This window comes from Cellulomonas gilvus ATCC 13127 (assembly GCF_000218545.1).
In the GTDB taxonomy this organism is placed as follows: Bacteria; Actinomycetota; Actinomycetes; order Actinomycetales; family Cellulomonadaceae; genus Cellulomonas; species Cellulomonas gilvus.
Map to the genome: position 1 here is coordinate 3032232 of NC_015671.1, position 23303 is coordinate 3055534.

Annotated in this window: 21 protein-coding genes and 2 riboswitches; of the genes, 8 read left to right on the top strand and 13 right to left on the bottom strand. The window is 74.7% G+C overall.

Annotated features, from left to right (window positions below):
* Positions 1-11 precede the first annotated feature (11 nt).
* The 3 genes from CELGI_RS13780 to CELGI_RS13790 are packed head-to-tail and all read left to right on the top strand — an operon-like array spanning position 12 to position 3687.
* Positions 12-1343 (top strand): acetyl-CoA C-acetyltransferase, encoded by a 1332-nt coding sequence (locus tag CELGI_RS13780; protein WP_013884746.1) that lies wholly within the window; start codon positions 12-14, stop codon positions 1341-1343.
* A gap of 2 nt (positions 1344-1345) precedes the next feature.
* Positions 1346-2719 (top strand): 3-oxoacyl-ACP reductase, encoded by a 1374-nt coding sequence (locus tag CELGI_RS13785; RefSeq protein WP_013884747.1) that lies wholly within the window; start codon positions 1346-1348, stop codon positions 2717-2719.
* The gene (locus CELGI_RS13790; RefSeq protein WP_013884748.1) at positions 2716-3687 is read left to right on the top strand and encodes a MaoC/PaaZ C-terminal domain-containing protein; all 972 of its coding nucleotides are present in this window, start codon (positions 2716-2718) and stop codon (positions 3685-3687) included. Before CELGI_RS13785 ends, CELGI_RS13790 begins: the two co-directional genes overlap by 4 nt.
* Positions 3688-3781: 94 nt before the next feature.
* Here the strand turns inward: CELGI_RS13790 and CELGI_RS17645 are convergent, their stop codons facing one another.
* Complete coding sequence (locus CELGI_RS17645; protein ID WP_013884749.1) at positions 3782-4909, bottom strand: GNAT family N-acetyltransferase; 1128 nt, start codon at positions 4907-4909, stop codon at positions 3782-3784.
* A gap of 85 nt (positions 4910-4994) precedes the next feature.
* On the opposite strand from CELGI_RS17645, the gene CELGI_RS13805 reads away from it, so the two are divergent.
* Entirely contained in the window at positions 4995-5582 is a 588-nt protein-coding gene (locus CELGI_RS13805) for a pentapeptide repeat-containing protein (protein WP_013884750.1), read from the top strand.
* Here CELGI_RS13805 and CELGI_RS13810 read toward each other — a convergent pair.
* Positions 5569-6129, bottom strand: a complete 561-nt coding sequence (locus tag CELGI_RS13810) for a TetR/AcrR family transcriptional regulator (RefSeq protein ID WP_013884751.1) — start codon at positions 6127-6129, stop codon at positions 5569-5571. The two genes, CELGI_RS13805 and CELGI_RS13810, sit on opposite strands and share 14 nt — an antisense overlap.
* Before the next feature lie 64 nt (positions 6130-6193).
* Here CELGI_RS13810 and CELGI_RS13815 point away from each other — a divergent pair, with 64 nt between their 5' ends.
* On the top strand, positions 6194-6676 hold the full coding sequence (locus tag CELGI_RS13815) for a DUF2867 domain-containing protein (protein WP_013884752.1): 483 nt from the start codon (positions 6194-6196) through the stop codon (positions 6674-6676).
* A gap of 9 nt (positions 6677-6685) precedes the next feature.
* Here the strand turns inward: CELGI_RS13815 and CELGI_RS13820 are convergent, their stop codons facing one another.
* Complete coding sequence (locus tag CELGI_RS13820; protein ID WP_013884753.1) at positions 6686-8104, bottom strand: aminotransferase class V-fold PLP-dependent enzyme; 1419 nt, start codon at positions 8102-8104, stop codon at positions 6686-6688.
* Positions 8105-8143: 39 nt separating this feature from the next.
* A riboswitch (SAM riboswitch) is annotated at positions 8144-8257 on the bottom strand.
* A 120-nt stretch (positions 8258-8377) separates the two neighbouring features.
* A riboswitch (SAM riboswitch) is annotated at positions 8378-8477 on the top strand.
* A 4-nt stretch (positions 8478-8481) separates the two neighbouring features.
* Between CELGI_RS13820 and CELGI_RS13825 the strand changes: the two genes are divergently transcribed.
* Together CELGI_RS13825 and CELGI_RS13830 are read left to right on the top strand one after the other, a co-directional pair.
* A complete protein-coding gene (locus tag CELGI_RS13825; RefSeq protein ID WP_013884754.1) occupies positions 8482-8895 on the top strand; it encodes a rhodanese-like domain-containing protein in 414 nt (137 codons plus the stop codon).
* A complete protein-coding gene (locus tag CELGI_RS13830; RefSeq protein ID WP_013884755.1) occupies positions 8892-10151 on the top strand; it encodes an O-succinylhomoserine sulfhydrylase in 1260 nt (419 codons plus the stop codon). Before CELGI_RS13825 ends, CELGI_RS13830 begins: the two co-directional genes overlap by 4 nt.
* A gap of 55 nt (positions 10152-10206) precedes the next feature.
* On the opposite strand, the gene CELGI_RS13835 is transcribed toward CELGI_RS13830, so the two are convergent.
* Positions 10207-10776 carry an LLM class oxidoreductase gene (locus CELGI_RS13835; protein WP_013884756.1) on the bottom strand — a complete coding sequence of 190 codons (570 nt, stop codon included), beginning with the start codon at positions 10774-10776 and terminating at the stop codon, positions 10207-10209.
* Positions 10777-11019: 243 nt separating this feature from the next.
* On the opposite strand from CELGI_RS13835, the gene CELGI_RS13840 reads away from it, so the two are divergent.
* Positions 11020-13398, top strand: coding sequence for an ATP-binding cassette domain-containing protein (locus tag CELGI_RS13840; RefSeq protein ID WP_013884757.1), 2379 nt, complete (start codon positions 11020-11022; stop codon positions 13396-13398).
* 129 nt (positions 13399-13527) lie between these two features.
* Here the strand turns inward: CELGI_RS13840 and CELGI_RS13845 are convergent, their stop codons facing one another.
* The 9 genes from CELGI_RS13845 to purD form a co-directional block, all read right to left on the bottom strand.
* Entirely contained in the window at positions 13528-14475 is a 948-nt protein-coding gene (locus CELGI_RS13845) for a diacylglycerol/lipid kinase family protein (protein ID WP_013884758.1), read from the bottom strand.
* 46 nt (positions 14476-14521) lie between these two features.
* A complete protein-coding gene (locus CELGI_RS13850) occupies positions 14522-15514 on the bottom strand; it encodes a GNAT family N-acetyltransferase (protein ID WP_013884759.1) in 993 nt (330 codons plus the stop codon).
* A gap of 5 nt (positions 15515-15519) precedes the next feature.
* Positions 15520-16215, bottom strand: coding sequence for a phosphoribosylformylglycinamidine synthase subunit PurQ (gene purQ / locus CELGI_RS13855; RefSeq protein ID WP_013884760.1), 696 nt, complete (start codon positions 16213-16215; stop codon positions 15520-15522).
* Entirely contained in the window at positions 16212-16469 is a 258-nt protein-coding gene (gene purS / locus CELGI_RS13860) for a phosphoribosylformylglycinamidine synthase subunit PurS (protein WP_013884761.1), read from the bottom strand. Before purS ends, purQ begins: the two co-directional genes overlap by 4 nt.
* Before the next feature lie 415 nt (positions 16470-16884).
* Positions 16885-18705 carry an HNH endonuclease signature motif containing protein gene (locus CELGI_RS16610; protein ID WP_245528105.1) on the bottom strand — a complete coding sequence of 607 codons (1821 nt, stop codon included), beginning with the start codon at positions 18703-18705 and terminating at the stop codon, positions 16885-16887.
* Between the two features lie 87 nt (positions 18706-18792).
* On the bottom strand, positions 18793-20256 hold the full coding sequence (locus tag CELGI_RS13870; RefSeq protein WP_013884763.1) for an amidohydrolase: 1464 nt from the start codon (positions 20254-20256) through the stop codon (positions 18793-18795).
* Positions 20257-20266: 10 nt separating this feature from the next.
* Positions 20267-21199 (bottom strand): phosphoribosylaminoimidazolesuccinocarboxamide synthase, encoded by a 933-nt coding sequence (locus tag CELGI_RS13875; protein ID WP_013884764.1) that lies wholly within the window; start codon positions 21197-21199, stop codon positions 20267-20269.
* A 92-nt stretch (positions 21200-21291) separates the two neighbouring features.
* Positions 21292-21906 (bottom strand): hypothetical protein, encoded by a 615-nt coding sequence (locus tag CELGI_RS13880; protein ID WP_013884765.1) that lies wholly within the window; start codon positions 21904-21906, stop codon positions 21292-21294.
* Between the two features lie 114 nt (positions 21907-22020).
* Complete coding sequence (purD, locus tag CELGI_RS13885; RefSeq protein ID WP_013884766.1) at positions 22021-23280, bottom strand: phosphoribosylamine--glycine ligase; 1260 nt, start codon at positions 23278-23280, stop codon at positions 22021-22023.
* Positions 23281-23303 lie beyond the last annotated feature (23 nt).

Consider the following 23303-nt stretch of genomic DNA (forward strand, 5'->3'; position numbering starts at 1 on the left):
GGAACCGCCCCATGGCATCCCGGAAGACCTCCGAGGCCCCCAGCACCGCGCCCCGGCGCGCACTCGTCCTGGGCGGCAACCGGATCCCGTTCGCGCGCGCGGGCGGCGCGTACCGCCACGCGTCGAACCAGGACATGCTCACCGCGGCGCTCGAGGGTCTCGTGGCCCGGTACGGCCTGCAGGGTGAGCGGATCGGCGAGGTCGCCGCCGGCGCGGTGCTCAAGCACAGCCGCGACTTCAACCTCACGCGCGAGTCCGTCCTCGGCTCGTCGCTCGCGGCCACCACCCCCGCGTACGACGTGCAGCAGGCGTGCGCGACGGGTCTGGAGACCGTCGTCTCCCTCTCCAACAAGATCCGTCTGGGCCAGCTGGACTCCGCGATCGCCGGTGGCGTCGACACGACGTCCGACGCCCCGATCGTCGTGACCGACCGGCTGCGCCGCGCGCTGCTGGACCTGTCCCGCGCCAGGACGGTGGCCCAGAAGCTGGCCGCCGTCGCACGCATCCGCCCGCAGGACCTCGCACCCGTGGCGCCGAGCACCGCCGAGCCGCGCACGCACCTGTCGATGGGCGAGCACCAGGCGCTCACCACGGCGCAGTGGGGCATCACGCGCGAGGCGCAGGACCAGGTCGCGCTCGCGTCGCACCAGCGCCTCGCCGCGGCGTGGGACGCCGGGTTCTTCGACGACCTGGTCACGCCGTACCGCGGGCAGACGGTCGACGGGAACCTGCGCACCGACACGTCGCTCGAGAAGCTCGCGGGGCTCGCGCCCACGTTCGGCACCCGGCTCGAGGTCCCGGCCACCATGACCGCGGGCAACTCCACGCCGCTCACCGACGGTGCCTCGACGGTGCTGCTCGGGTCCGACGAGTGGGCGCAGGCCCACGGGCTCACGCCGCTCGCGGTGGTCGTCGACGCCGAGGTCGCGGCCGTCGACTTCGTGCACGGCGAGGACGGCCTGCTCATGGCGCCCGTGTTCGCGGTGCCGCGACTTCTCGCGCGGCAGGGGCTGACGCTCGCGGACCTGGACTACGTCGAGATCCACGAGGCGTTCGCGGCGACCGTCCTGACCACACTCGCCGCATGGGAGTCGCCCGACTTCGGGCGCGAACGCCTGGGCCTGCCCGGCGCGTTCGGCACCGTGGACCGCGACCGGCTCAACGTGCACGGCTCGTCGCTGGCGGCCGGGCACCCGTTCGCCGCCACCGGGGGGCGCGTCGTCGCGACGATCGCCAAGGAGCTCCACCTGCGCAAGCAGCGCGACGGCGGCACGCCGCGCGCGCTGGTGTCCGTCTGTGCGGCCGGCGGGCTCGGCCTCACCGCGATCCTCGAGGCGGCCTGACCATGGCGAACCCCCTGCAGACCACGCTGTCCGCCAAGCTCTCCGGACTGCTCGGCTTCTCCCCCGCGGTGCCGCTGCGCCGCTGGGCGCCGGGCCTCCCGCTGGTCGAGGGTCCCGTGCTCGTCGTCGGCAGCGGCGCGGACGCCGACGCGGTCGCGGCCCTGCTCGCGGGCGACCCCGCGACGGACGACGCGTCCGGGCACGAGGTGCTCGACGGCTGGGGCCTGGACGTGCACCGGCACGCGGCACCCGACGTGCGGTACGCGGCGGTCGTCGCGGTCCTCACCGGCGTCGAGCACCCCGACGCGCTGCACGGGCCGCTGCTCACGGTCGCCTCGACGCTCAAGGGGCTGCAGCGCGGCGGGCGCGTCGTGACCATCTCGCACGCCGCGACCGCGGACGACGCACCCGCGGTCGCGGCGGCCCGCCAGGGCATCGACGCCGTGGTCCGGACCGTCGCGAAGGAGTCGCGCGGTGGCGCCACCGCGAACGGCCTGGTGCTGGCGGACGGCGTGCCGGTCACCGCGGCGTCCGTGGTCGGGGGGCTGCGGTTCCTGCTCTCGACGCGCTCGGCGTTCGTGCACGGCCAGCTGCTGGGCGTCGACTCCGACGCGGGCGCGCTGCCCACCGACTGGGAGCGGCCCCTGGTGGGCCGGGTCGCGGTGGTCACGGGTGCCGCACGCGGGATCGGCGCCGCGATCGCCCGCACGCTCGCGCGCGACGGGGCGACGGTCGTCGCGGTCGACGTCCCCGCGGCCGGCGAGCAGCTCGCGCACGTCGCCAACGCGATCCGCGGGACCGCGTTGCAGCTGGACATCACGGCCGACGACGCGGGCGCCCGGATCCTCGAGCACACGCTCGCGCGGCACGGCCGGATCGACGTGGTGGTGCACAACGCCGGGATCACGCGCGACAAGCTGTTCGCCAACATGACCGACGCGCAGTGGGACGCCGTGATCGCGGTCAACATCGCGGCGCAGCTGCGCATCAACGAGGCCCTGCTGACCTCCGGCGACTTCACCGACGCGCCGCGCATCGTGTCCATCTCCTCGACCACCGGGTTCGCGGGCAACCGCGGCCAGGCGAACTACGCGGCCACCAAGGGCGGCGTGATCGGCATGGTCCGTGCGACCGCTCCGCTGCTCGAGCCGTTCGGGGGCACCGCCAACGCGGTGGCGCCGGGCTTCATCGAGACCGAGATGACCGCGAAGATGCCCGCGCTGACCCGGCAGGTCGCGCGCCAGCTGAGCTCGTTGCAGCAGGGCGGGCAGCCCGTGGACGTCGCCGAGGCCGTCGCGTTCCTGGCGTCCCCGCAGGCCGGCGGGATCGTCGGCCGGACGCTGCGGGTGTGCGGGCAGAACGTGGTGGGTGCGTGACCCGCGTCGTCGACCTTCCCGCCGTCCCGGGCCTGGGCGGGCTGTACGCGCGCGGCGCCGCGGGCGCGGCCCGGCGTGCGGTGCTCCGGCGGCCGCGTGCCGCCACGGTGCCGGACGTCGAGTACCGGGTCCGGGGCGTGCGCGCCGACCTGGCACACCTGACGGCCTATCAGCGGCTCGTCGGGGAGAGCGCGAGCGACGCCCTGCCCGCGGGGTACGTGCACGTCCTGGCGTTCCCCGTCGCGACCGCGCTCCTGGTGCGCGACGACTTCCCGCTGCCCGCGCTCGGCATGGTGCACCTGGCGAACACCGTCGAGCAGCACCGGCCCGTCGGCCACGACGAGCCGCTCGACATCCAGGCGGTCGCGCGCGACCTGCGTGCGCACCGCACCGGCACGCAGGTGGACCTGGTGGTGTCGGTGCGCAGCGGGGGCGAGCTCGTCTGGCGCGGCGTCTCGACGTACCTCGCCAAGGCTGTGGACCTGGGCCTGCCGGCCGCACCCGACGACGCGCGTGCGCCGTTCGTCGCGCCGCTGCCCACCGGTCAGTGGCGCCTGGACGCCGCGACCGGGCGGCGTTACGCGGCCGTGAGCGGCGACCGCAACCCCATCCACCTGTCCGCGGCGTCGGCCAAGGTGCTCGGCTTCCCGCGCGCGATCGCGCACGGCATGGACACCGCGGCCCGGCTCCTCGCGGACGTGGGCCCCGCCCGTGGCGACGCGTTCACGTGGTCCGTCGAGTTCGCCAAGCCGGTGCTGCTGCCGTCGACCGTCGCGACGAGCGTGCGCCGCCGCCCCGGTGGCGGCTTCACGCTCGCGGCCTGGGACCCCCGCACCGCCCGCCCGCACGTCCAGGCCACCCTCACCCCCTCCCCTGACCCACCCCACCCACCGAACTGGTACCTATCCGCCAGGTCGCGGGACAAGGGCGGGCCAACGACCTCCCCCACCCGCCGAACTGGTACCTAACCGCCAGGTCGCGCGACGAGGGCGGGGCTCCCCCTTCCTCCCCATCCGCCGAACTGATGTCTGTCCGCCAGGTCGGCGGGGTGGGGGTGGGCGGTCAGGGGAGCCAGTGGGCGAGGCTGGCGATCTGGTGGGCGAGCTCGTCGGGGGTGCGGCCCGTGGTGTCCACGCGGTGCACCGCGGGCGGGCAGCCCTGCTCGAGCGCGACGGCGGCGCGGGTGCTGCGTCCCACGTGCGCGGCCAGCTCGGCGCCGTGCTCGCGCTGCGCGAGGCGTGCGTGCGCGTCCTCGTCGGACGCGGTGAGCAGCACCGCGGTGACGTGCGGCCGGTCGCCCATGGCCGCGGCCAGGTCGTCGGCGTACTGCGGGCTCACGGTGTTCGTGTAGACGAGCCGTCGGTAACCGAGCTCGCGGTACGCGGACCAGACCGCTGCCAGGTTCCGCTCCGCGAGGCGGTGCGCGTGCGGGGCCGGGTGCGCGAGGTCCAGGTAGTCGCCCTCGATCACGGCGTGCGGCACGTCGGCGCGGGTCAGCAGCGCGTGCAGGGCGTGCGCGACCGTCGTCTTGCCGACGCCGGAGCGCCCGCCGATCAGGACGACCGACGACCGCTCGTCGTCGGTCAGGTCGCGCGCCCCTGCGTCGGGCTCGCCGACCGTCTCCCCCAGTCGCGTGAGCAGGCGCATGCGCGCCGCGGGCCACTCGTCGGCCAGCACCGCCAGGTACGCGGAGTCGCCACGTGAACCGTCGGCCGCGACGCGGTGCCCGCGCAGCACGCCCTCGTCGCGCGCGCCGAGGCGCCGGACCGCGGCGAGCGAACGCGCGTTGCGCGTGTCCACCCGGAACGCGACGCGGTGCATGCCCCACTGCTCGAACGCGAGCGTCATGAGTGCGAGCTTGGTCGCGGGGTTGACGTGCGTGCCCCACACGCGCGGGGCGTAGAACGTGTGGCCGAGCTCGAGGCGACCCATCGCGCGGTTGATCTCGTACAGCGACGACGAGCCCAGCACCTCGCCCGTCGCGTGGTCCAGCACCGCGAACGCGACGCGCGCGGGGTCCTCGAGCGCCGCGTGCACCTGGGCAGCCATCGCGGCCTCGTCACGCGGCGTGGGGCTGGACATGCCGCGCCACACCCGGTCGTCGACGAACGCGACGAGCGGCGCCGCGTGCTCGGGGGCGAGCGGCACCAGCCGCACGCCGTGGCCGGTCAGGGTCAGGTCGTGGTGCACGGGCGCGATGCTGCCACGCGGATCACCGGCGCAGGGACCCGATTTCACGGGCACCGCTGTGGGCGCACGCTGGCACAGTGGGGCCGTGCGACTCGAACCCGGTGGGGACTACGACGGCCTGACGCTGCGCGGCGAGCGGCTCGAGGGGCAGGTGGCCGACGAGGCGCGCTTCCTGGACTGCACGTTCGAGGACTGCGTCCTGGACGACGCGGACCTGGGCCACGCGCGCCTGGTCGACACCACGTGGACGGGGGTGCGCGCCGCGACGCTGGGCCTGGCGGGTGCCGCGTGGCAGGACGGCGCGCTGACCGACTGCCGCCTGGGCGCGGTCCAGGCCTACGGCGCGCGCTGGACGCGCGTGGTGGTGACCGGTGGCAAGGTCGACTACCTGAACCTGCGCGACTCGACGCTCGAGGACCTCCGGTTCGTCGGTGCGGTGATCGACGAGCTCGACCTGGCGCGCGTGCGCGCGCGGCACGTGGTGTTCGAGGACTGCCGCGTCCGCCGGCTCGACGTCACGGGTGCGACCCTGACCGGGGCGGACCTGCGCGGCATCCGGGACCTGCAGCGGCTCGACGGTGTCGCGGGGCTCGCGGGCGCGACCATCAGCGCCGAGCAGCTCGTCGAGCTCGCCCCCGCGCTGGCCGCGCACGTGGGGCTCACGGTCGGCTGAGCGGCTCCGCCAGGACCATCGCGAGCGCGGTGGGCACCAGGCCCGGGTCGTCGAGCGCGTCCAGCCCCACGTGCTCGAGCTGCTGCAGGCCCAGCACGGTCGCGAGCGCGACGAGCGAACGCCGGCGCGCCTCGTCGGGACCGTGCCCCAGCTCGACCAGCAGACCCGCCAGGTAGTCCACGCGGCGCTGCGAGACCCTGCGGACCGCGTCACCGACACCCTCGGCCGCGGCCTGCGTGTAGAGCAGCGCGGTCGCGGGCGTGCGCCGCATCCGCGCGACCGCCCCGAACAACGCCTCGAGCCGCTGCGCGGGCGTGCCGCCGGCCTCGGCAAGCGCGATCACCGCGTCGGTCTCCTGCGCCTCCCACCGCTCGACCACCGCCCCGACCAGGGCCGCACGGTCGGCGAAGTGCCAGTAGAACGAGCCCTTGGTCGCACCCAGCACCCGCGCGAGCGGTTCGACGCGCACCGCGGCCAGCCCGTCGGCGAGGAAGGCGGAGTACGCCGCATCCACCCAGTCCTGCTGCGTCGTCGTGGCCTTGACCATGATCCGTACGCTACCGTACGGTCGTCTCCATACGGCACCGTACGGATCGACGAGGGGAACCGCGATGAGCACCGAGACCCGCACCTGGACCGATGCCGCGCGCGTGCGCTTCTCGCTCGCGCTTCGGGACTGGAGCCCCGACTTCGCCGACGCCGCGATCGTCGCGCTCCCGCCGGGCGCACCCACCGACCCCGCGCTGTGGGCCCGCACGATCTTCGGGATCCGGAGCATGCCGGGGTGGATCCGCGTCGCGCTCGTCGTCCGCCAGGCCCTCGCGCCGCTGATCGGCGTCCGGCGCGCACCGCGGGACACGTTCGCGGTCGACGAGGTGGTCGGCGACGAGGCGCTCGTGAGCGCCGACGACACGCACCTCGACTTCCGGTGCGGCGTGGCCGTGGACGCCGACGCGCGCCTGGTGCGCGTGACCACGGGCGTCCGGCTGCACAACCGGCGCGGTCGGCTCTACTTCGCGCCCGTGCGCCTGGTGCACCCCGTCGTGGTGGACCAGATGCTGCGGCGCGCGGCACGCACGCTCACACCGCGCTGAGGGGGCGCCTCAGTCGAGCGCGGGGCCGCACGCGGCCGCAGCGGTCGCGGCCAGGTGGTCCAGGCCGTGCACCGCGAGCAGCGGACGCGTGTCGTCGACCACGGCCCAGCAGCCGTCCACCACCTCGTACGACGAGCGCGCACCCTCGGTCACATAGGCGTGCAGAGCCGCGACCAGGCGGTCCACCGCCTCGCTCGTGGTGCCGACGCCCACGGACGCACGGATGGCCCCGCCCGAGGCGCCCAGCCGCGCGAGCAGCGGGTGCGCGCAGAACCGGCCGTCGCGCACGCCGATGCCGTGCTCGGCCGCGAGGTAGGCGGCCACCAGACCCGGGTCATGGTCCGCGACCGTGAACGTCAGGACACCGACCGGCTCGTCGGAGTCCGGCCAGATGCGCGCGACCTCGACCCCAGGGACCCCCTCGAGCCCCTGCACCAGGCGCGTGCGCAGCGCACGCTCGTGCGCCTCGAGCGCACCCGCGGGCAGCGCGGCGAGCGCGTCGCACGCCTCCGCGAGCGCGATCGCGCCGATCACGTTGGGCGAGCCGGCCTCGTGCCGCGCGGGTGCGGGCTGCCACACGGTGCGGTCGCTGCGCACGTCACGCACCGCACCGCCACCCGCCAGGTACGGCGTGCCCGAGTCGAGCCAGTCCCGGCGGCCGACGAGGACCCCGGCGCCGAACGGCGCGTACGTCTTGTGCCCGGAGAACGCGACGTAGTCGGCTCCCGTGCGCGCGAGCGAGAACCCGCGGTGCGGCACCAGCTGGGCCCCGTCGACGGCCACGCGCGCGCCCGCGGCGTGCGCGATCTCCACCACGCGCCCGACCGGCAGCGCCTCACCCGTCACGTTGGACGCACCCGAGACGGTGACCAGCGCGTACGGCTGGCTCGCGAGCTCGGCCGCGAGCGCGTCGAGCGTCCCGGCCACGGTCGGGGCGATCGGCAGGATCGTGGTGCGGTGGCCGTTCGGGTCGCTCGAGCGCAGCCACGGCAGGAGGTTGGCGTGGTGCTCGAGGTCGAGCACGAGCACGCGCCCACCCGCGGGCACGACACCCGCCAGCAGGTTGAGCGAGTCGGTGGTGTTGCGCGTGACGATCGCGACGTCGTCCTCGCGGGCGTCGACGAACCGCGCGACGGCCTGGCGCGCGGCCTCGTACAGCGCCGTGGAGACCTGCGAGAGGTAGCCCGCGCCACGGTGGACCGACGCGTACAGCGGCAGCACCTCGGTCACGCGCTCCGCGACTGCCTGCAGCGCGGGTGCGCTCGCGGCGTAGTCGAGGTTGGCGTAGACGCGCTGCGTGCCGTCCACCAGGGGGACGGTGGTGTCGCCGCCCACCACAGGCAGGAGCGCGTCGACGGGGCCGGCCGCTCGCTCGTGCGTCGCGTCCGCGACTGCAGGACAGGCGGCGTGCTCGGCGATCGCGGTCATGGGGGTACCTCCACGGATCCGGGGACCCACATACCGGTGGCCCCGCGCTTGCCGGCACCGGACGGTGCACGGCCTGGTCGTCACCCGGGGCACCCCACCGCGGAGGAGGGTTGCCGGCCAGCGAGCCGGGGCTTCGCGCTGGCGCTCATGACCTGTCCGTAAGGGTGACGACCGTGCGCGCGGCCTGTCAACGGCGGCCCGGTGGCGTCTCACAAGGCGGGACACCGTGTTCATCAGATGGATGGACGCCCGAGGAGGGCGCTACTCTCGTCGCCACCATCCAGAGCGGCCGAGAGATCTGGCTCGATGACGCCGCAGCAACCCGCGGTCCCCCGGGACCGGAGCAGGGTGCTACCGCCAGGACCGATGGAGGCGACATGAGCTACGCAGGCGACCTGACCCCCCGGCAGGCGTGGGACCTGCTCCAGTCCGACGAGAACGCGCTCCTCGTCGACGTCCGCACGCAGGGCGAGTGGGACCAGATCGGTGTCCCGGACGCCGACGCGCTCGGCGGCCGCGCGGCGTTCGTCGAGTGGGTGACCCCCACGGGCCCCAACCCGACGTTCCTCGACGAGCTCGCCGGTGCCGGTCTGCAGGCCGGCGACGGGCGCACCGTCGTCTTCCTGTGCCGCTCGGGCGTGCGCTCGGTCGCGGCCGCGGTCGCCGCGACCGCCGCGGGCTACGGACCCGCGTACAACGTGCTGCAGGGCTTCGAGGGCGACATCGGCCCCGACGGCGAGCGCGGGCACGCCGGCTGGCGCGCCGACGGCCTGCCGTGGCGGCAGGCGTGAGCGCGGGCGACCGCCCCACGCCCGGTCCCGGCTCCTGGGACGCCGGCCGCACCCCGCTCGGCTCGCTGCGCCCGGACACGCTCGCGGTCCGCGGCGGGCAGGTGCGCTCGCAGTTCGGCGAGTTCTCCGAGGCCGTGTTCCTCACGCAGGGGTTCACGTACGACTCCGCCGGCCAGGCCGAGTCCGCGTTCGCGGGCGACGTGGACCGGTTCCTGTACTCGCGCTACAACAACCCGACCGTCTCCACGTTCGAGGAGCGGCTGCGCCTGCTCGACGGCGCGCAGGCCTGCACCGCCACCGCGTCGGGCATGTCCGCGGTGTTCACCGCGCTCGCCGCGATCGTCGGGCAGGGCTCGCGCATCGTCGCGGCTCGCGCGCTGTTCGGCTCGAGTGTCGTGATCTTCGACGAGATCCTCGCGCGGTGGGGCGTGCGGACCGAGTACGTCGACGGGCACGTGCTCGAGCAGTGGCAGGCCGCGCTCGCGACCCCGGCCGACGTCGTGTTCTTCGAGACGCCGTCCAACCCGATGCAGGACCTGGTGGACGTCGCGGCGGTCAGCAGCCTCGCGCACGCGGCCGGAGCGGTCGTCGTCGTCGACAACGTGTTCGCCACGCCCGTGCTGTCGCGGCCCCTGGACCTGGGCGCGGACGTCGTCGTGTACTCGGCCACCAAGCACATCGACGGTCAGGGCCGCGTGCTCGGCGGCGCGATCCTGGGCTCGTCGGAGTACGTGCGCGGCCCCGTGCAGACGCTCGTGCGGAACACCGGCCCGTCGCTGTCGCCGTTCAACGCGTGGGTCCTGCTCAAGGGGCTCGAGACGATGTCGCTGCGGGTCCGGCACCAGGCCGCCTCGGCGCTCACGCTCGCGCGGTGGCTCGAGGACCACCCCGCGGTCGAGTCCGTGCGGTACCCGTACCTGCCGTCGCACCCGCAGCACGAGCTCGCGCTGCGTCAGCAGAGCGGGGGTGGCACGGTCGTGACGTTCACGCTGCGCACGCCGGCCGACGCGGGCGCCGCGAAGACCGCGACGTTCGGCGTGCTCGACGCGCTGCGGCTCGTGGACATCTCCAACAACCTGGGCGACGCCAAGTCGATCGTCACGCACCCCGCGACGACCACGCACCGCAAGCTCGGGCCGGAGGGTCGTGCGCGGGTGGGGATCGGCGAGGCGACCGTGCGGTTCTCGGTCGGGCTCGAGGACGTCGAGGACCTGCGCGAGGACCTGGACCAGGCGCTGAGCACGCTCGTCGGCTGAGCCGCCGGCCGGCTGCTCGGCGGGGGCGTCCGGCAGGTGCCGGCACGGCCTGCCGTCAGGCCGTGCGCTGCAGCGCGGCCGTGACGCGGTCGACGTGCGCGGCCGACGGGCCCGTCAGGTGCAGGTGCACCGCATCGACGCCCGTGCGCCGGGCGAGCGCGGAGGCCTCCTCCGCGAGCCGCTCGACCGGGGCCACCAGCCAGGTGGACTCCGGCGACCACGCCGCGTGGCTGAACGCCGCGGTGTACGCGAGGTTGGCGCGCCGGCGCGCGGCGTCGGCCTCGTCGTCGGCGACCACCGTCTCCACCTCGAGCACCACGCGGAGCTCGTCGCGCGTGCGGCCGACGGCTGCGACCTCGTCGTCCAGCATCGCGACGAGCGCGCGCACCGCGGGGTGCGTCGGCAGCGCGGCGGAGAACCGGATGCGCACCACGTCCGCACGCGCGCCGGCCAGCGCGAGGGTCGTGGGGTTGAGCGAGCCTTCGTCGAGCACGAACTCGACGTGCCGACGGGCCTCGTCGGAGAACGGCTCCGACGTGCCTGCGGTGAGTCGCTCGATGGGCAGGCGCTCCGCACGCGGGTGGTCGGCGGAGCGGGCGTGCGTGAGGGTGGCAGACGTGCGCATGGGAGTCCTCGGGGCGTGCGGGGTGCGCTGCGGGGGCCGTCGGCCGCGGGCGCGCGGGGTCGTCAGCTGAGCTGACAACACACCCGGCACGAGAACATGGCAGGACAGTAGCCGCCCGGACCCGCGCGTGACCAGGGCGGCGGCGCACGCGTGGCGGATCTCACCCTGCACGGCGGACGGGGGCTGCGCGTGGCGGACCCCGGCGGCAGGATGGGCCGGGCCGCCGCATCGAGGGAGACGACGATGACCACGTCCACGACGACGAGCGCCGGTCAGGCGCCGCACGCCGCCGACCGGCACGACCTGATCCGGGTGCGCGGTGCCCGGGAGAACAACCTCAAGGACGTCAGCATCGAGCTGCCCAAGCGTCGCCTGACGGTGTTCACGGGCGTCTCCGGCTCCGGCAAGAGCTCGCTCGTGTTCGGCACCATCGCGGCCGAGTCGCAGCGCATGATCAACGAGACGTACAGCGCGTTCGTGCAGGGCTTCATGCCCAACCTGGCACGCCCGGAGGTCGACCTCCTCGAGGGTCTGACCACCGCGATCATCGTCGACCAGGAGCGCATGGGCGCCAACTCGCGTTCCACCGTGGGCACCGCGACGGACGTCAACGCGATGCTGCGCATCCTGTTCAGCCGCCTGGGCGACCCGCACATCGGGCCGCCCAACGCGTTCTCGTTCAACGTGCCGTCGGTCCGGGGCAGCGGCGCCGTCACCGTCGGGGAGGGGGCGGCCGTGACGCGCACGTTCACGCAGCTGGGCGGCATGTGCCCGCGGTGCGAGGGGCGCGGGCAGGTCACCGACTTCAACCTCGCCGCGTTGTACGACGACACGAAGTCCCTCAACGAGGGCGCGCTGACCATCCCGGGCTACAGCATGGACGGCTGGTACGGCCGGATCTTCAGCGGCTGCGGCTTCTTCGACCCGGACAAGCCCATCCGCGAGTTCACCGAGCAGGAGCTGGACGACCTGCTGCGCAAGGAGCCCACCAAGATCAAGATCGAGGGCATCAACCTCACGTACGAGGGCCTGATCCCGAAGATCCAGAAGTCGTTCCTGGCCAAGGACGTCGACGCGATGCAGCCCCACATCCGCGCGTTCGTCGAGCGCGCGGTCGTGTTCACCGCCTGTCCGGAGTGCGACGGGACGCGGCTCGCGGAGCCCGCGCGCTCGTCCCGCATCCGCGGCGTCAACATCGCCGAGGCCTGCGCGATGCAGATCAGCGACCTGGCGGCGTGGGTGCGCTCGCTCGACGAGCCCTCGGTCGCACCGCTGCTGACCTCGCTGGGCGAGACCCTGGACTCGTTCGTGGACATCGGGCTCGGCTACCTGAGCCTCGACCGGCCGTCCGGCACGCTGTCCGGCGGCGAGGCGCAGCGCACCAAGATGATCCGGCACCTGGGGTCGTCGCTCACGGACGTCACGTACGTGTTCGACGAGCCGACGATCGGCCTGCACCCGCACGACATCCAGCGCATGAACGAGCTGCTGCTGCAGCTGCGCGACAAGGGCAACACCGTGCTCGTGGTCGAGCACAAGCCCGAGGCGATCGCGATCGCGGACCACGTGGTCGACCTGGGACCCGGCGCCGGCAGCGCTGGGGGCGAGGTGGTGTTCGAGGGCACGGTGGACCAGCTGCGCTCCAGCGGGACCCTCACCGGCCGGCACCTCGACGACCGCGCACGACTCAAGGACCACGTCCGCTCGCCGTCCGGGACGCTCGAGATCCGCGGGGCCGCGACCAACAACCTCCAGGAGGTCGACGTCGACGTCCCGCTCGGCGTGCTGGTGGTGGTGACCGGGGTCGCCGGCTCGGGCAAGAGCTCGCTGATCCACGGCTCGCTGTCCGGGCGCGAGGATGTGGTCACCGTGGACCAGACCGCGATCCGCGGCTCGCGGCGGTCCAACCCCGCCACCTACACCGGGCTGCTGGACCCGATCCGCAAGGCCTTCGCCAAGGCCAACGGCGTCAAGCCCGCGCTGTTCAGCGCCAACTCCGAGGGGGCCTGCCCCACCTGCAACGGCGCGGGCGTCATCTACACCGACCTCGGCCCGATGGCGACCGTCACCTCCACGTGCGACGACTGCGAGGGCAGGCGGTTCCAGGCGTCCGTGCTCGAGTACCGACTGGGCGGCCGGGACATCAGCGAGGTGCTCGCCATGCCCGTGACCGAGGCCGAGGCGTACTTCGGCGAGGGTGAGGCCCGGACGCCCGCGGCCCACAGGATCCTCACGCATCTGCGCGACGTCGGGCTGGGCTACCTGAGCCTCGGGCAGCCGCTCACCACGCTGTCCGGTGGTGAGCGCCAGCGCCTCAAGCTCGCGATGCACATGGCCGACAAGGGCGGCGTCTACGTGCTCGACGAGCCCACGACCGGTCTGCACCTCGCCGACGTCGAACAGCTCCTCGGCCTGCTGGACCGGCTGGTCGACTCGGGCAAGTCCGTCGTGGTGATCGAGCACCACCAGGCGGTCATGGCGCACGCGGACTGGATCATCGACCTCGGCCCGGGGGCGGGGCACGACGGCGGTCGCGTCGTGTTCCAGGGCACGCCCGCGGACCTGGTCGCGAGCCGTGCGACTCTCACCGGCGAGCACCTGGCCGCATACGTCGCGAGCTGACGCGCTCTCGCGCCTGGGTGCGGGCGACGCGGGTCGCCGCCGTCGTCGGACCGAGCCGGGTGCGCGGGCCGGGAGCGGGTCCGAGCGGGTGCGCTTGCCGGGAGAGGGTCCGAGCGGGTGCGCGGGGTCTCAGGCCTCCGGCTGAGCCGGTGCGCAGACGTGCAGGGCGCCCGCGCGGACCCGGACGTCCAGCGATCGGCCGTCGTCGATCACGTCGCCGTCGATCTGGCGGGGCTGCGGACGATCGCTGCGGACACGCACGCGGGTGCCGCGCAGGATCTCCCTCCGGGGTACACGCTCGCGGCGCAGCGCCACGCCGACCACGAGCTGGATCCAGTGCCCGATGTTCCGCGGCGCGACGATCGCCACCTCGAGGCGGCCGTTCGCGGGCTCGGCGTCCGGCAGCAGAACCAGCCCGCCCTGGAGCTTGCCGACGTTGCCCACCAGCACCGTGCGGGCGTGCCGGGTCAGCGGCGGCTGGTCGTCGATCCGGATCTGGACGTGCATCTCGCGCTCCGCGACGTGCTTGACCGCGCTCACCACGTACGCGAGCCAACCCGCCTTGGCCTTGAGCGCCGTGGGCGCGCTGTCCATGACCTTCGCGTCGAAGCCCATGCCGGCCATGATCGCGAACGTCTGGCCCTCGGTCTCCCCGACGTCGATGCTTCGGCGGCCACCCGCGAGCACCACGTCGAGCGCGCCGTCCACGTCGGCCGGGATCCCCAGGTTGGCCGCGAGCAGGTTGCCGGTCCCGCCCGGCAGCACGGCCAGGGCGGCGTCCGTGCCGACGAGCCCGTCGATCGCCGACCGCACCGTCCCGTCGCCGCCGCACACCATGACCACCTCGGCGCCGTCCGCGACCGCCTGCCGCGCCTGCCCCTCCCCCGGGTCCTCGGCCGAGGTCTCGAACCACGCCGGCGCCGGCCACCCCGCCTCTGCGAGGCGCTGCTCGATCCGGGCACGCAGCACGTCCGACCCCTCGACGCGGTGCGTGTTGACGACGAGCGCGGACCTCGGGCCGGACGAGCCGGTGGCCTCGGGCGTGGCGTCGGGAGCCGTGGCAGGCGTGGTGTTCACGTCAGCGAGTATCGCGACCCGGACGCCGTCGTGCGCGGTGAGACGTTCAGCCCACCAGCGGCTTCGCGAACCACAGGAGCAGGAACTCCCCCGCCGGGTCCGTGAACGGGAGCACCGGGCGGTAGCCGTCCGACAGGTAGAGCGTGATGGCCTCGGGCTGCCGGATGCCGGTGGACAGGACCAGCGAGGTGAAGCCCCGGTCGCGCGCGGCGTCATCCGCGGCCCCCAGGAGCGCGCGCGCCACCCCTGCTCCGCGCGCAGCATCGGTGACGAACAGCTTCTTGAGCTCGGCCGAGCCCGCCGGGCACCCGGGCCGCGGCGCCCGCAAGGTCAGGCACCCGACCGGCTCACCGTCGAGCCGCGCGATCCACGTGGTCAGCGCACCGACCCCCTGGCGCACGTCGTCGGACGCGAACCCGCCGTCCGGCTCGTCCGGGTCCACCATCTCCGGGTACAGGCCCACGTTGAACTCGCGCATGGCGACGCGCAGCGCGAACGCGTCCGGGTGGTCCCAGCCCACCTCCACGAGCTCGGGCCGTGGGCGGGGCGCGGTGGTGCCGGCCACGCGCTGCGGCGCACCGCTCGTCAGGTCCTTGGCGAAGCACCGCGACGACGCCTCGTCGACGTACTCGCCGTAGTTCGGGATCGAGCGGTAGCCCAGCGTGAGGTAGAGCCCGATCGCCTCGGGCTGCAGCACCCCCGTCTCGAGCACCAGCCGGTTCCAGCCCTGGCCGCGCGCGATCTGCTCGAGCTCGAGCATCACGCGGCGCGAGTACCCGCGCCCGCGCGCGGCCGGGTCGGTGTAGAGGCGCTTGACTTCGCCGACGCCGGGGCCGAGGTCCTCCGATGCGTCACGCAGCGCCACGCAGGCCACCGGCTCGCCGTGCTCGCGCAGCACCACCATCGCGACGATCTGGTCGCCGGTCATCTCGTGGCCGATGTCGTCGTCGCCGTACCGGTCGCGCAGCTCGGCCTGCTGCGCGACGCGCAGGCGCACCGCAGCCTCGTCCTCCCAGGGGACGACCTCGACGACGACCACGCGGCTCAGCCGACGAGCGAGTGCAGCACCGACGTGAAGAAGCGCAGTCCGTCCGTGCCGCTGCGCGGACCCTGGCCGCCGTCCGGGCCGAAGCCGGCCTCGACCGCATGCTCGGGGTGCGGCATGAGGCCGACCACGTTGCCGCGTGCGTTGCTGATGCCCGCGATGTCGCGGCGCGACCCGTTCGGGTTGCCGCCTGTGTACCGGAAGACGACGCGTCCCTCACCCTCGAGCTCGTCGAGGGTGCGCTCGTCGGCCACGTACTGGCCGTCCTGGTTCTTCAGCGGGATGGTGATCTGCTCACCCGCTGTGTAGTCGCGGGTCCACGCCGTGTCCGCGTTCTCGACCGTGAGCACCTGCTCGCGGCACACGAAGTGCAGGTGGTCGTTCTTGATCATCGAGCCGGGGAGCAGGTGCGCCTCGGTCAGCACCTGGAAGCCGTTGCAGATGCCGAGCACCGGCAGGCCCCGGTGCGCGCCGTCGACGATCTCGCTCATCACCGGCGCGAAGCGGCTGATGGCGCCCGCACGCAGGTAGTCGCCGTAGGAGAACCCGCCCGGCAGCACCACCGCGTCGACGCCGTGCAGGTCGGCGTCGGCGTGCCACAGCGCGACGGGCTCGCCCCCCGCGAGCCGCACGGCCCGCGCGGCGTCCCTGTCGTCGAGCGTGCCGGGGAACGTGACGACGCCGATGCGGGTCACGCCTGCTGCTCCTCGGCGTAGACCGCGACGACGTCCTCGATCACCGGGTTCGACAGCACCTGCTCACCGGCGGCCCGGGCGGCCGCGATCACCTCCTCGGTGACCTCACCCTCGACCTCGAGCTCGAACCGCTTGCCCTGGCGCACGGCGCCGAACTGCCCGAAGCCCAGCCGGCCCAGCGCTGCGGCCACCGCCTTGCCCTGCGGGTCCAGGATCTCGGGCTTCGGCATGACGTCGACGACAACTCGTCCCACAGGTCTGCTCCTGGTTGCACGGTGGCGGGGTCGTCGGGAGTCTACCGACCGCCCACCGCCGGCCCTCCCTCCGCCCGCCGATCGGACGCACCCCAGCGCGGGCGCAGTACCGCACGCACCGACCGGGCTCGCTCTCAGAGTCGTCCACCCCGCCCCCGCCCAGCGCGAGCGCCCCGCACCGATCGGACACGGAGAAGCGCTGATCCGGCGGCGCACGGCGGACGAGCTCAGCCGTCGGACCAGCTCGTCCCCGCGTGCACCCTGCGCGAGCGCCTCCAGCCGGTCACGTTGATCGCCCGCGACGGCCGGTTGCAGCTCCCGCGCCGACCCATGGCCACGATCCGCGCAGCACCCGCGCGTCTGCCACCGCTCGAGCGGTGGGATCGGCGCGTGCGCCGCCCGGTACGCGGCACCGTCAGTCGGGCGGAGGGTCGCCGGGTGCGTTGTAGGGGGTGCCGCGTCGGTCGCGGAACAGGTAACGCACGGGGACGGTCGGGTTCCCGAGCGATGCGCGGGACGGGGCTGCCCACCCCGGTGGTCCGCGTCGCTCGTCGCTGGCGACGTGGCCCCGTCCGGGCGGCGCGTCGGCGTCGAGGTCGAGGTGCGGCGAGGCCGCGACCGGGTCCGGGACGGTCGCTGGTGGGAGGCGTTCGATGTCGAGGTCGAGGCGGTGGACTTCGTGGTGGTGGAAGGTGCAGAGCAGGACGGCGTTGGTCAGGTCGGTGGTGCCGGTGTGGCGGTGCCACCAGGCGATGTGGTGGATCTGGCAGTGGCGTGCGGGTACGGAGCAGCCGTTCCAGGCGCAGCGGTGGTCGCGTGCGGTCACGGCGGTGCGTTGGGCGGGGGTGAACATGCGTCGGGTGCGTCCGACGTCCAGGGGCAGGCCGGCGGCGTTCATCACGGTGCGGGTCATCGCGCAGTCGCACAGGGCGGCGGCGAGCTCGGTCGCGGTGATGGTGGTCCCGTCATCGGTGACCGCGGAGGGCACGGCAGCACTGTCATCGTGGTCGCGGACACCAGCTCCTGCGCTGCTGGAGGTGAGGTCCGCGCCGGCTGGCCTGCTCTCGCGGGCATCAGCGCGTCGCTGCGCGCGAGCGCGCGTCCTGCGGGTCTGTTGGGTGGTGCGCACGGCGTGCCAGGTCTCGGCGGGCACGAGCAGGGTGATGTGGGCGGCCGGGGCTGACGGGGTCCCGTCGGGCAGGTCGGGGTCCGCGATCGGGTCCGGATCGGTCGCGTCCGGGGCGGGCGCGGTCGGCGCCGGGATGGCGGCTGCGGCCCCGACCGCGCGACTGGGGCGGTGCCCTGCGGTCAGGGTGTGCTGGGCCAGGGCGGTCAGCGCGTCGGCGCGGGCCTGATCACCCGTGCGGTCCGCATCCGGACGGTGCCCGGTGGCCTCCAGCGCGCGGGCCAGGACCTGCCCGGCGACCGGGTCCAACCGGCCCCGCAGGAACGTGCCGTCCGGGGCGTGCGACAACGTCAGGAACCGGGCACGGCGTGCCGCCTCGCGCCGGTCCTCGACCCCGTCCGGGTCGTCCTGCGCCGCCAGCGCCGCCAACGACCGGGAGAACTCCCGCGCATCGACACCCCGCGCGAGCTCGACGACCTTCTCCTGACCCGCCGTCGTGCCCCACGCCGCGCTCAGACCCGCGCCCGCGTCCTGCCACGCCCGCGCCAGCACCTGCACATGCCCCACCGGAACGACCCCGCCGGCGACCGCCTCACGCACCACCGGCAACGCCGCCAACGCCCCCGCCGCCGCGACCTGACCCGCCGCCTGCCACCGCGACGCACCCGTCAACCGGGCCCGCACATCCACGAACCCCCGCTCACCCCCAGCCACCGCTGCCGCCGCACGCTGCGAGGCGACCAGCACCGGGGCACGCACCGCCTCCACCACACCCGGCAACCCGTCCAGCACCCGCAGCACCCGCGCCCGCACCCGCCCGTCCCAACCCGCCGCACCATCAGCGACCGACACCAACCCCGCCAGACGCGCCGCCACCGCCTCAAGCTCCACCAGCACATCCGCACCGGCGCCGACTTCGCGCGCCGACCGCCCACCGTCAGCCGGGGCCAGGGACCGGCGGCCAGCCGGCGCGTCCGCACCCGCGCTGTCCTCGCGCGGCCAAGGCGCGCCGTCAGCCGGGGCCGCACCACCGACGCGCGGGCGGGACGCGACGAGGGTGGCGGCGGCTTGAGCGCCACCGCTATCCACTGTCGCCCGCGATTCGAACATGTGTACGATTCTAGGGTCAAACGGACACGAGCACCAGACCCTGGGGACAACCCCACCACCCACGGGCCCACCGGCGGTGCCCCACGCTTACCCGAGCGAGGGGTCCCGGTGCACCCACGCCCCGGCGACGAGAGTGCCGCTCACGCCGAGCGACCGCAGCGCACCCGGCGTGGCGGCGACGGCCACCGGGTCGTCGTCGAGCACGACGAGGTCCGCCGGCATCCCGACCCGCAACCCGCGCGGCTGTCCGTCCAACGACGCGTCCAGCGCGACCGCGGCGGGCAGCGCCTGCTCGGGGTGCCATGCGTCATCCCCGGGCGCGCCGCGATGCACCGCGGCGTCGATCGCGAGCCACGGGTCGAGCGGTGCGACGGGGGCGTCGGAGCCGAGCGCGAGCCGCGCACCGGCGCGGTGCAGCGCGCCGTACGGGAAGGCGCGGTCGGTCCGCCCGGCCCAGTGCTGCTCGGCGACGGAACGGTCGTCCACCAGGTGTGCGGGCTGCACGCTGGCGACCAGTCCGAGCCGGGCCAGCCGGGCGACGTCGGCGACGGACAGCAGCTGCGCGTGCTCGACCGAGCCGCGCGCCCCGGTCACCTCGAACGCGTCGAGCACCACGCGTGCGGCGGCGTCGCCGATGGCATGGAGCGCGGCGCGCAGGCCGTGCGCGTGCGCGTGCGCGAGCAGCGGCTCGAGCGTGGGGCCCGGTACGGACAGCACACCGCGGTCCGCGGTCCCGGGGTACGGGTCGTCGCACCAGGCCGTCCGGGTGTTCAGCGAGCCGTCGACGATGATCTTGAGCGGGCCCTGCGTGACGAGGCCGTGGACGTGGTCGCCGGTGTGCAGCTCGTCGTGCAGGACCCGGTCCAGGTACGCCTGCCAGACGCCGGCACGCACGCGCACGGGCACCCGGCCGGCCGCCGAGCGCCGCCGCCACACCGCGAGGTTGTCGGCGATCTCGAAGTCGACGACGCCGACGACGCCCCGCGCCGCCGCGGCGAGCAGCGCGTCCTCGACCATGCCGTCCACGGCGTCGTCGGGCCACCGGTCGATCCCGCCCTGCAGCGGCAGCCAGTCGCCCTCGCGCAGCAGGCCGGGCACGGGGCGCGCGCCCAGGAACCGCAGGCCCGCGGTCGAGGCCCACGCGCAGTGCAGGTCGCCCGAGACGAGCACCACGGGCACGTCGCCCGCGACGGCGTCGAGGTCCGCGACGAGCGGCTCGTCGGGCCACAGCCCGTCCCGGAACCCGTGCCCGACGAGCGGCGTCCCGGCCCGGGCATGCGGCAATGCGGCTGCGACGAGCGCGACGACCTGGGCGGCCGACGAGGCGCGCGACAGGTCGAGCCGACGGCGGCTCATGGCCCACTGCGTGGCGTGCACGTGCTGGTCCCAGAGCCCGGGCATGACGAACCGCCCGGCGCAGTCGACGACCTCGGCACCGGTGGGTACGGCGAGGCTCGGGGCGAGCGCACGGACCAGGCCGTCACGCACCAGCACGTCACCGGGCTCGTCGACGCCGGCGCGCCGCACCCGCCGCAGCACCAGTGACGTCATGCGTGCCGGCTCAGACGCTCAGCGGCACGCCGGTGAGCCGCTCGTACGCCTCGAGGTAGCGCGCCCGCGTCCGCTCGACCACGTCGGCGGGCAGCGGCGGCGGCGGCACGTCCGAGGCGCGCTCCCAGCCGGATGCGGCGGACGTCAGCCAGTCGCGCACGTACTGCTTGTCGAAGCTCGGCTGAGGGTGCCCGGGCTGCCACGCGTCCGCGGGCCAGAACCGCGACGAGTCGGGCGTCAGCACCTCGTCGCCGAGGACGACGGCACCGCTGCCGGGGTCGGTGCCGAACTCGAGCTTGGTGTCCGCCAGGATCACGCCGCGCTCGCGTGCGACGGCCTCCGCCCGCGCGTACACCGCGAGGGTCAGATCGCGCAGCGTCACCGCAGCCTGGCCGCCGACGGTCTGCGCGACCACCTCGAACGGGACGTTCTCGTCGTGCTCGCCCAGCTCGGCCTTGGTCGCGGGCGTGAAGATCGGCTCCGGCAGCCGCGACCCGTCCACCAGCCCCGGCGGCAGCGCGATGCCCGTGACCTGACCGGATGCGCGGTACTCCGCGAGGCCCGAACCCGTCAGGTACCCGCGCGCGACGCACTCGACGGGGAACATCTGCAGGCGGCGGCAGATCATGGCGCGCCCCGCGACGGCGGCCGGCACGTCCGTGGAGACCACGTGGCTCGGCACCAGGTCCGCGAGCTGCTCGAACCACCACAGCGACAGCTGCGTGAGCACCACACCCTTGTCGGGGATGCCCGGGGAGAGCACGTGGTCGTACGCGGAGACGCGGTCGCTCGCGACGACGAGCACGACGTCGCCGTGCGCCTCGCGGATCGCGTCGCCCTGCGCGGAGGCGTCCGGGGTGTACAGGTCCCGGACCTTCCCGGAGTACGTGTGCGCCCAGCCGGGCAGCGTCGCGGTCGGGGCGTCCGTGGCGTCGAGAGTCACGCGCACAGTCTCCCCCGCGAGCCCCGCCGGGTCACGCCACGTCTCACCCGCCGCCCGCCAGCGGCGGGGCGGCGGGGTGAGACGCCGACGGGTCAGTCCTCCTCGACGCAGAGGATCTTGCCCTCGTGCGCGATCGAGCCGTAGGTCGTCGCGGGGCACTCGGCCTCGTTCGTGACGACCGCCGTGGCGCGGTACTCGTGCGAACCGGAGCAGGGCACCAGGATCGTCTCGTCGCCGTCGCCCGACTTCCAGCACGAGCCGACCGAGGCGGTGAGATTCTCGGCCTCGACGTACTTCGCGACCGCGACGCCGCCGACCACCAGCGCCGCGACGACGGCCACAGCGGCGACGCCCAGACCGGGCTTGCTCAGGGCGGGCGCACCAGCGCCGCGCGACGCGCGGTAGATGCCCCCGGCGCGGAACAGCAGCACGGCGCCGAAGATCATGCCGCCCCACCACACGACGCCACCGCCCGACCCGCTCGCGACGATCGTGCTGATCGCGCCGGCCAGGAACAGGGCGATGCCGATCCAGAACGTCACGAGCATGCCCTTGCGGTGGTCCTGCTGCGGGCTCGGTGCGTCACCCTCCACCCACAGCTGCCACCCGGGAGGCGGCTCGGGCCAGGAGGGGTCCGGCTGCCAGTCCGGCGGCGGCTGCCAGCCCTCGGGTGCGGCCGGCCAGTTCGGCGGCGGGTTGTAGCGCATGCGGGCTCCTCGTCGTCGCGTCGTCCGACGCGTGTTCGTCGTCGCAGGTCACGCGGCAGATCGGCACGGTCTGGCCGTTCCTTGACCGCGCGCCGCGCGAAGGACTCGTCCGGCCTAGTGCTGCGCCGCGCGCAGGGCGATGTCGGTGCGGTGGTGCGACCCGGGCAGCGCGACGTGGCCGACGCCCGCGTACGCGGCGGCGCGCGCCGCGGACAGGTCAGGCCCGACCCCGACGACCGACAGCACACGGCCACCAGCGCTGACCAGCACGCCGCCGTCGTCGGCCGTACCGGCGTGCAGGACGTGCACGCCGGGCTCCGCAGCCGCGGCGGCCAGACCCCCGATCGGGTCGCCCACCCGCGTGTCCACGGGGTACCCGGCGGACGCGACCACCACGGTGACCGCGGCGTCGTCGGACCACTCGAGCGGCGCGAGCGCACCCAGGCCCCCGGTGGCAGCGGCGAGCAGCACCCCGGCGAGCGGGGTGCGCAGTCGCGCGAGCACGACCTGCGTCTCGGGGTCGCCGAAGCGTGCGTTGAACTCGACGACGCGCACGCCGCGGGACGTGAGCGCGAGCCCGCAGTAGAGGACCCCGACGAACGGCGTGCCGCGTCGGGCCATCGCCGCGACGGTCGGCCGGGCGACGGTCTCCAGGACCTCCTCGACCAGGTCCGCGGGCGCCCAGGGCAGCGGTGAGTACGCACCCATGCCGCCCGTGTTCGGACCCGCGTCGCCGTCGTGCGCGCGCTTGAAGTCCTGCGCGGGGACCAGCGGGACCACGTCGGTGCCGTCGCTCAGCACGAACAGCGAGACCTCGGGCCCGTCGAGGTACTCCTCGACGACGACCGCGCCGCCCTCCTTCGCGAGGCAGGCGCGCGCGTGCTCGTACGCGGTCGGACGGTCGTCGGTCACGACGACGCCCTTGCCTGCCGCGAGGCCGTCCTCCTTGACGACGTACGGCGCGCCGAACGCGTCGAGCGCGTCGTCGATCCGGTCCTCCGACGTCACCAGGCGGGGCGCGGCGGTGGGGACGCCTGCCTCGGCCATGACGTCCTTGGCGAACGCCTTGGAGCCCTCGAGCCGCGCGGCCTGCCCGGACGGCCCGAACACCGGGATGCCGACCGCGCGCACCGCGTCCGCGACACCCGCGACGAGCGGCGCCTCCGGGCCGACGACGACGAGCTCGACGCCGAGCTCCCGCGCCAGGCCGGCGACCGCCGCGCCGTCGAGCTGGTCGACCGCGTGCAGCGTGGCGAGCTCGCCGATGCCGGGGTTCCCGGGTGCGGCGTGCACCTCGGTGACGGACGGGTCCAGGCGAAGCGCCCGGACGATCGCGTGCTCACGGGCGCCGGTGCCGACGACGAGGATCTTCACGGCCGCGAGCGTACCGGCGCACC

What these genes read in the sequence shown, in the direction of transcription:
- CELGI_RS13780 (WP_013884746.1), top strand. Translation starts at nt 12, where the DNA reads ATGGCATCCCGGAAGACCTCCGAGGCCCCCAGCACCGCGCCCCGGCGC.
- CELGI_RS13785 (WP_013884747.1), top strand. Translation starts at nt 1,346, where the DNA reads ATGGCGAACCCCCTGCAGACCACGCTGTCCGCCAAGCTCTCCGGACTG.
- CELGI_RS13810 (WP_013884751.1), bottom strand. Translation starts at nt 6,129, where the DNA reads ATGGTCAAGGCCACGACGACGCAGCAGGACTGGGTGGATGCGGCGTAC.
- CELGI_RS13815 (WP_013884752.1), top strand. Translation starts at nt 6,194, where the DNA reads ATGAGCACCGAGACCCGCACCTGGACCGATGCCGCGCGCGTGCGCTTC.
- CELGI_RS13820 (WP_013884753.1), bottom strand. Translation starts at nt 8,104, where the DNA reads ATGACCGCGATCGCCGAGCACGCCGCCTGTCCTGCAGTCGCGGACGCG.
- CELGI_RS13825 (WP_013884754.1), top strand. Translation starts at nt 8,482, where the DNA reads ATGAGCTACGCAGGCGACCTGACCCCCCGGCAGGCGTGGGACCTGCTC.
- CELGI_RS13835 (WP_013884756.1), bottom strand. Translation starts at nt 10,776, where the DNA reads ATGCGCACGTCTGCCACCCTCACGCACGCCCGCTCCGCCGACCACCCG.
- CELGI_RS13840 (WP_013884757.1), top strand. Translation starts at nt 11,020, where the DNA reads ATGACCACGTCCACGACGACGAGCGCCGGTCAGGCGCCGCACGCCGCC.
- CELGI_RS16610 (WP_245528105.1), bottom strand. Translation starts at nt 18,705, where the DNA reads ATGTTCGAATCGCGGGCGACAGTGGATAGCGGTGGCGCTCAAGCCGCC.
- CELGI_RS13870 (WP_013884763.1), bottom strand. Translation starts at nt 20,256, where the DNA reads ATGACGTCACTGGTGCTGCGGCGGGTGCGGCGCGCCGGCGTCGACGAG.
- CELGI_RS13880 (WP_013884765.1), bottom strand. Translation starts at nt 21,906, where the DNA reads ATGCGCTACAACCCGCCGCCGAACTGGCCGGCCGCACCCGAGGGCTGG.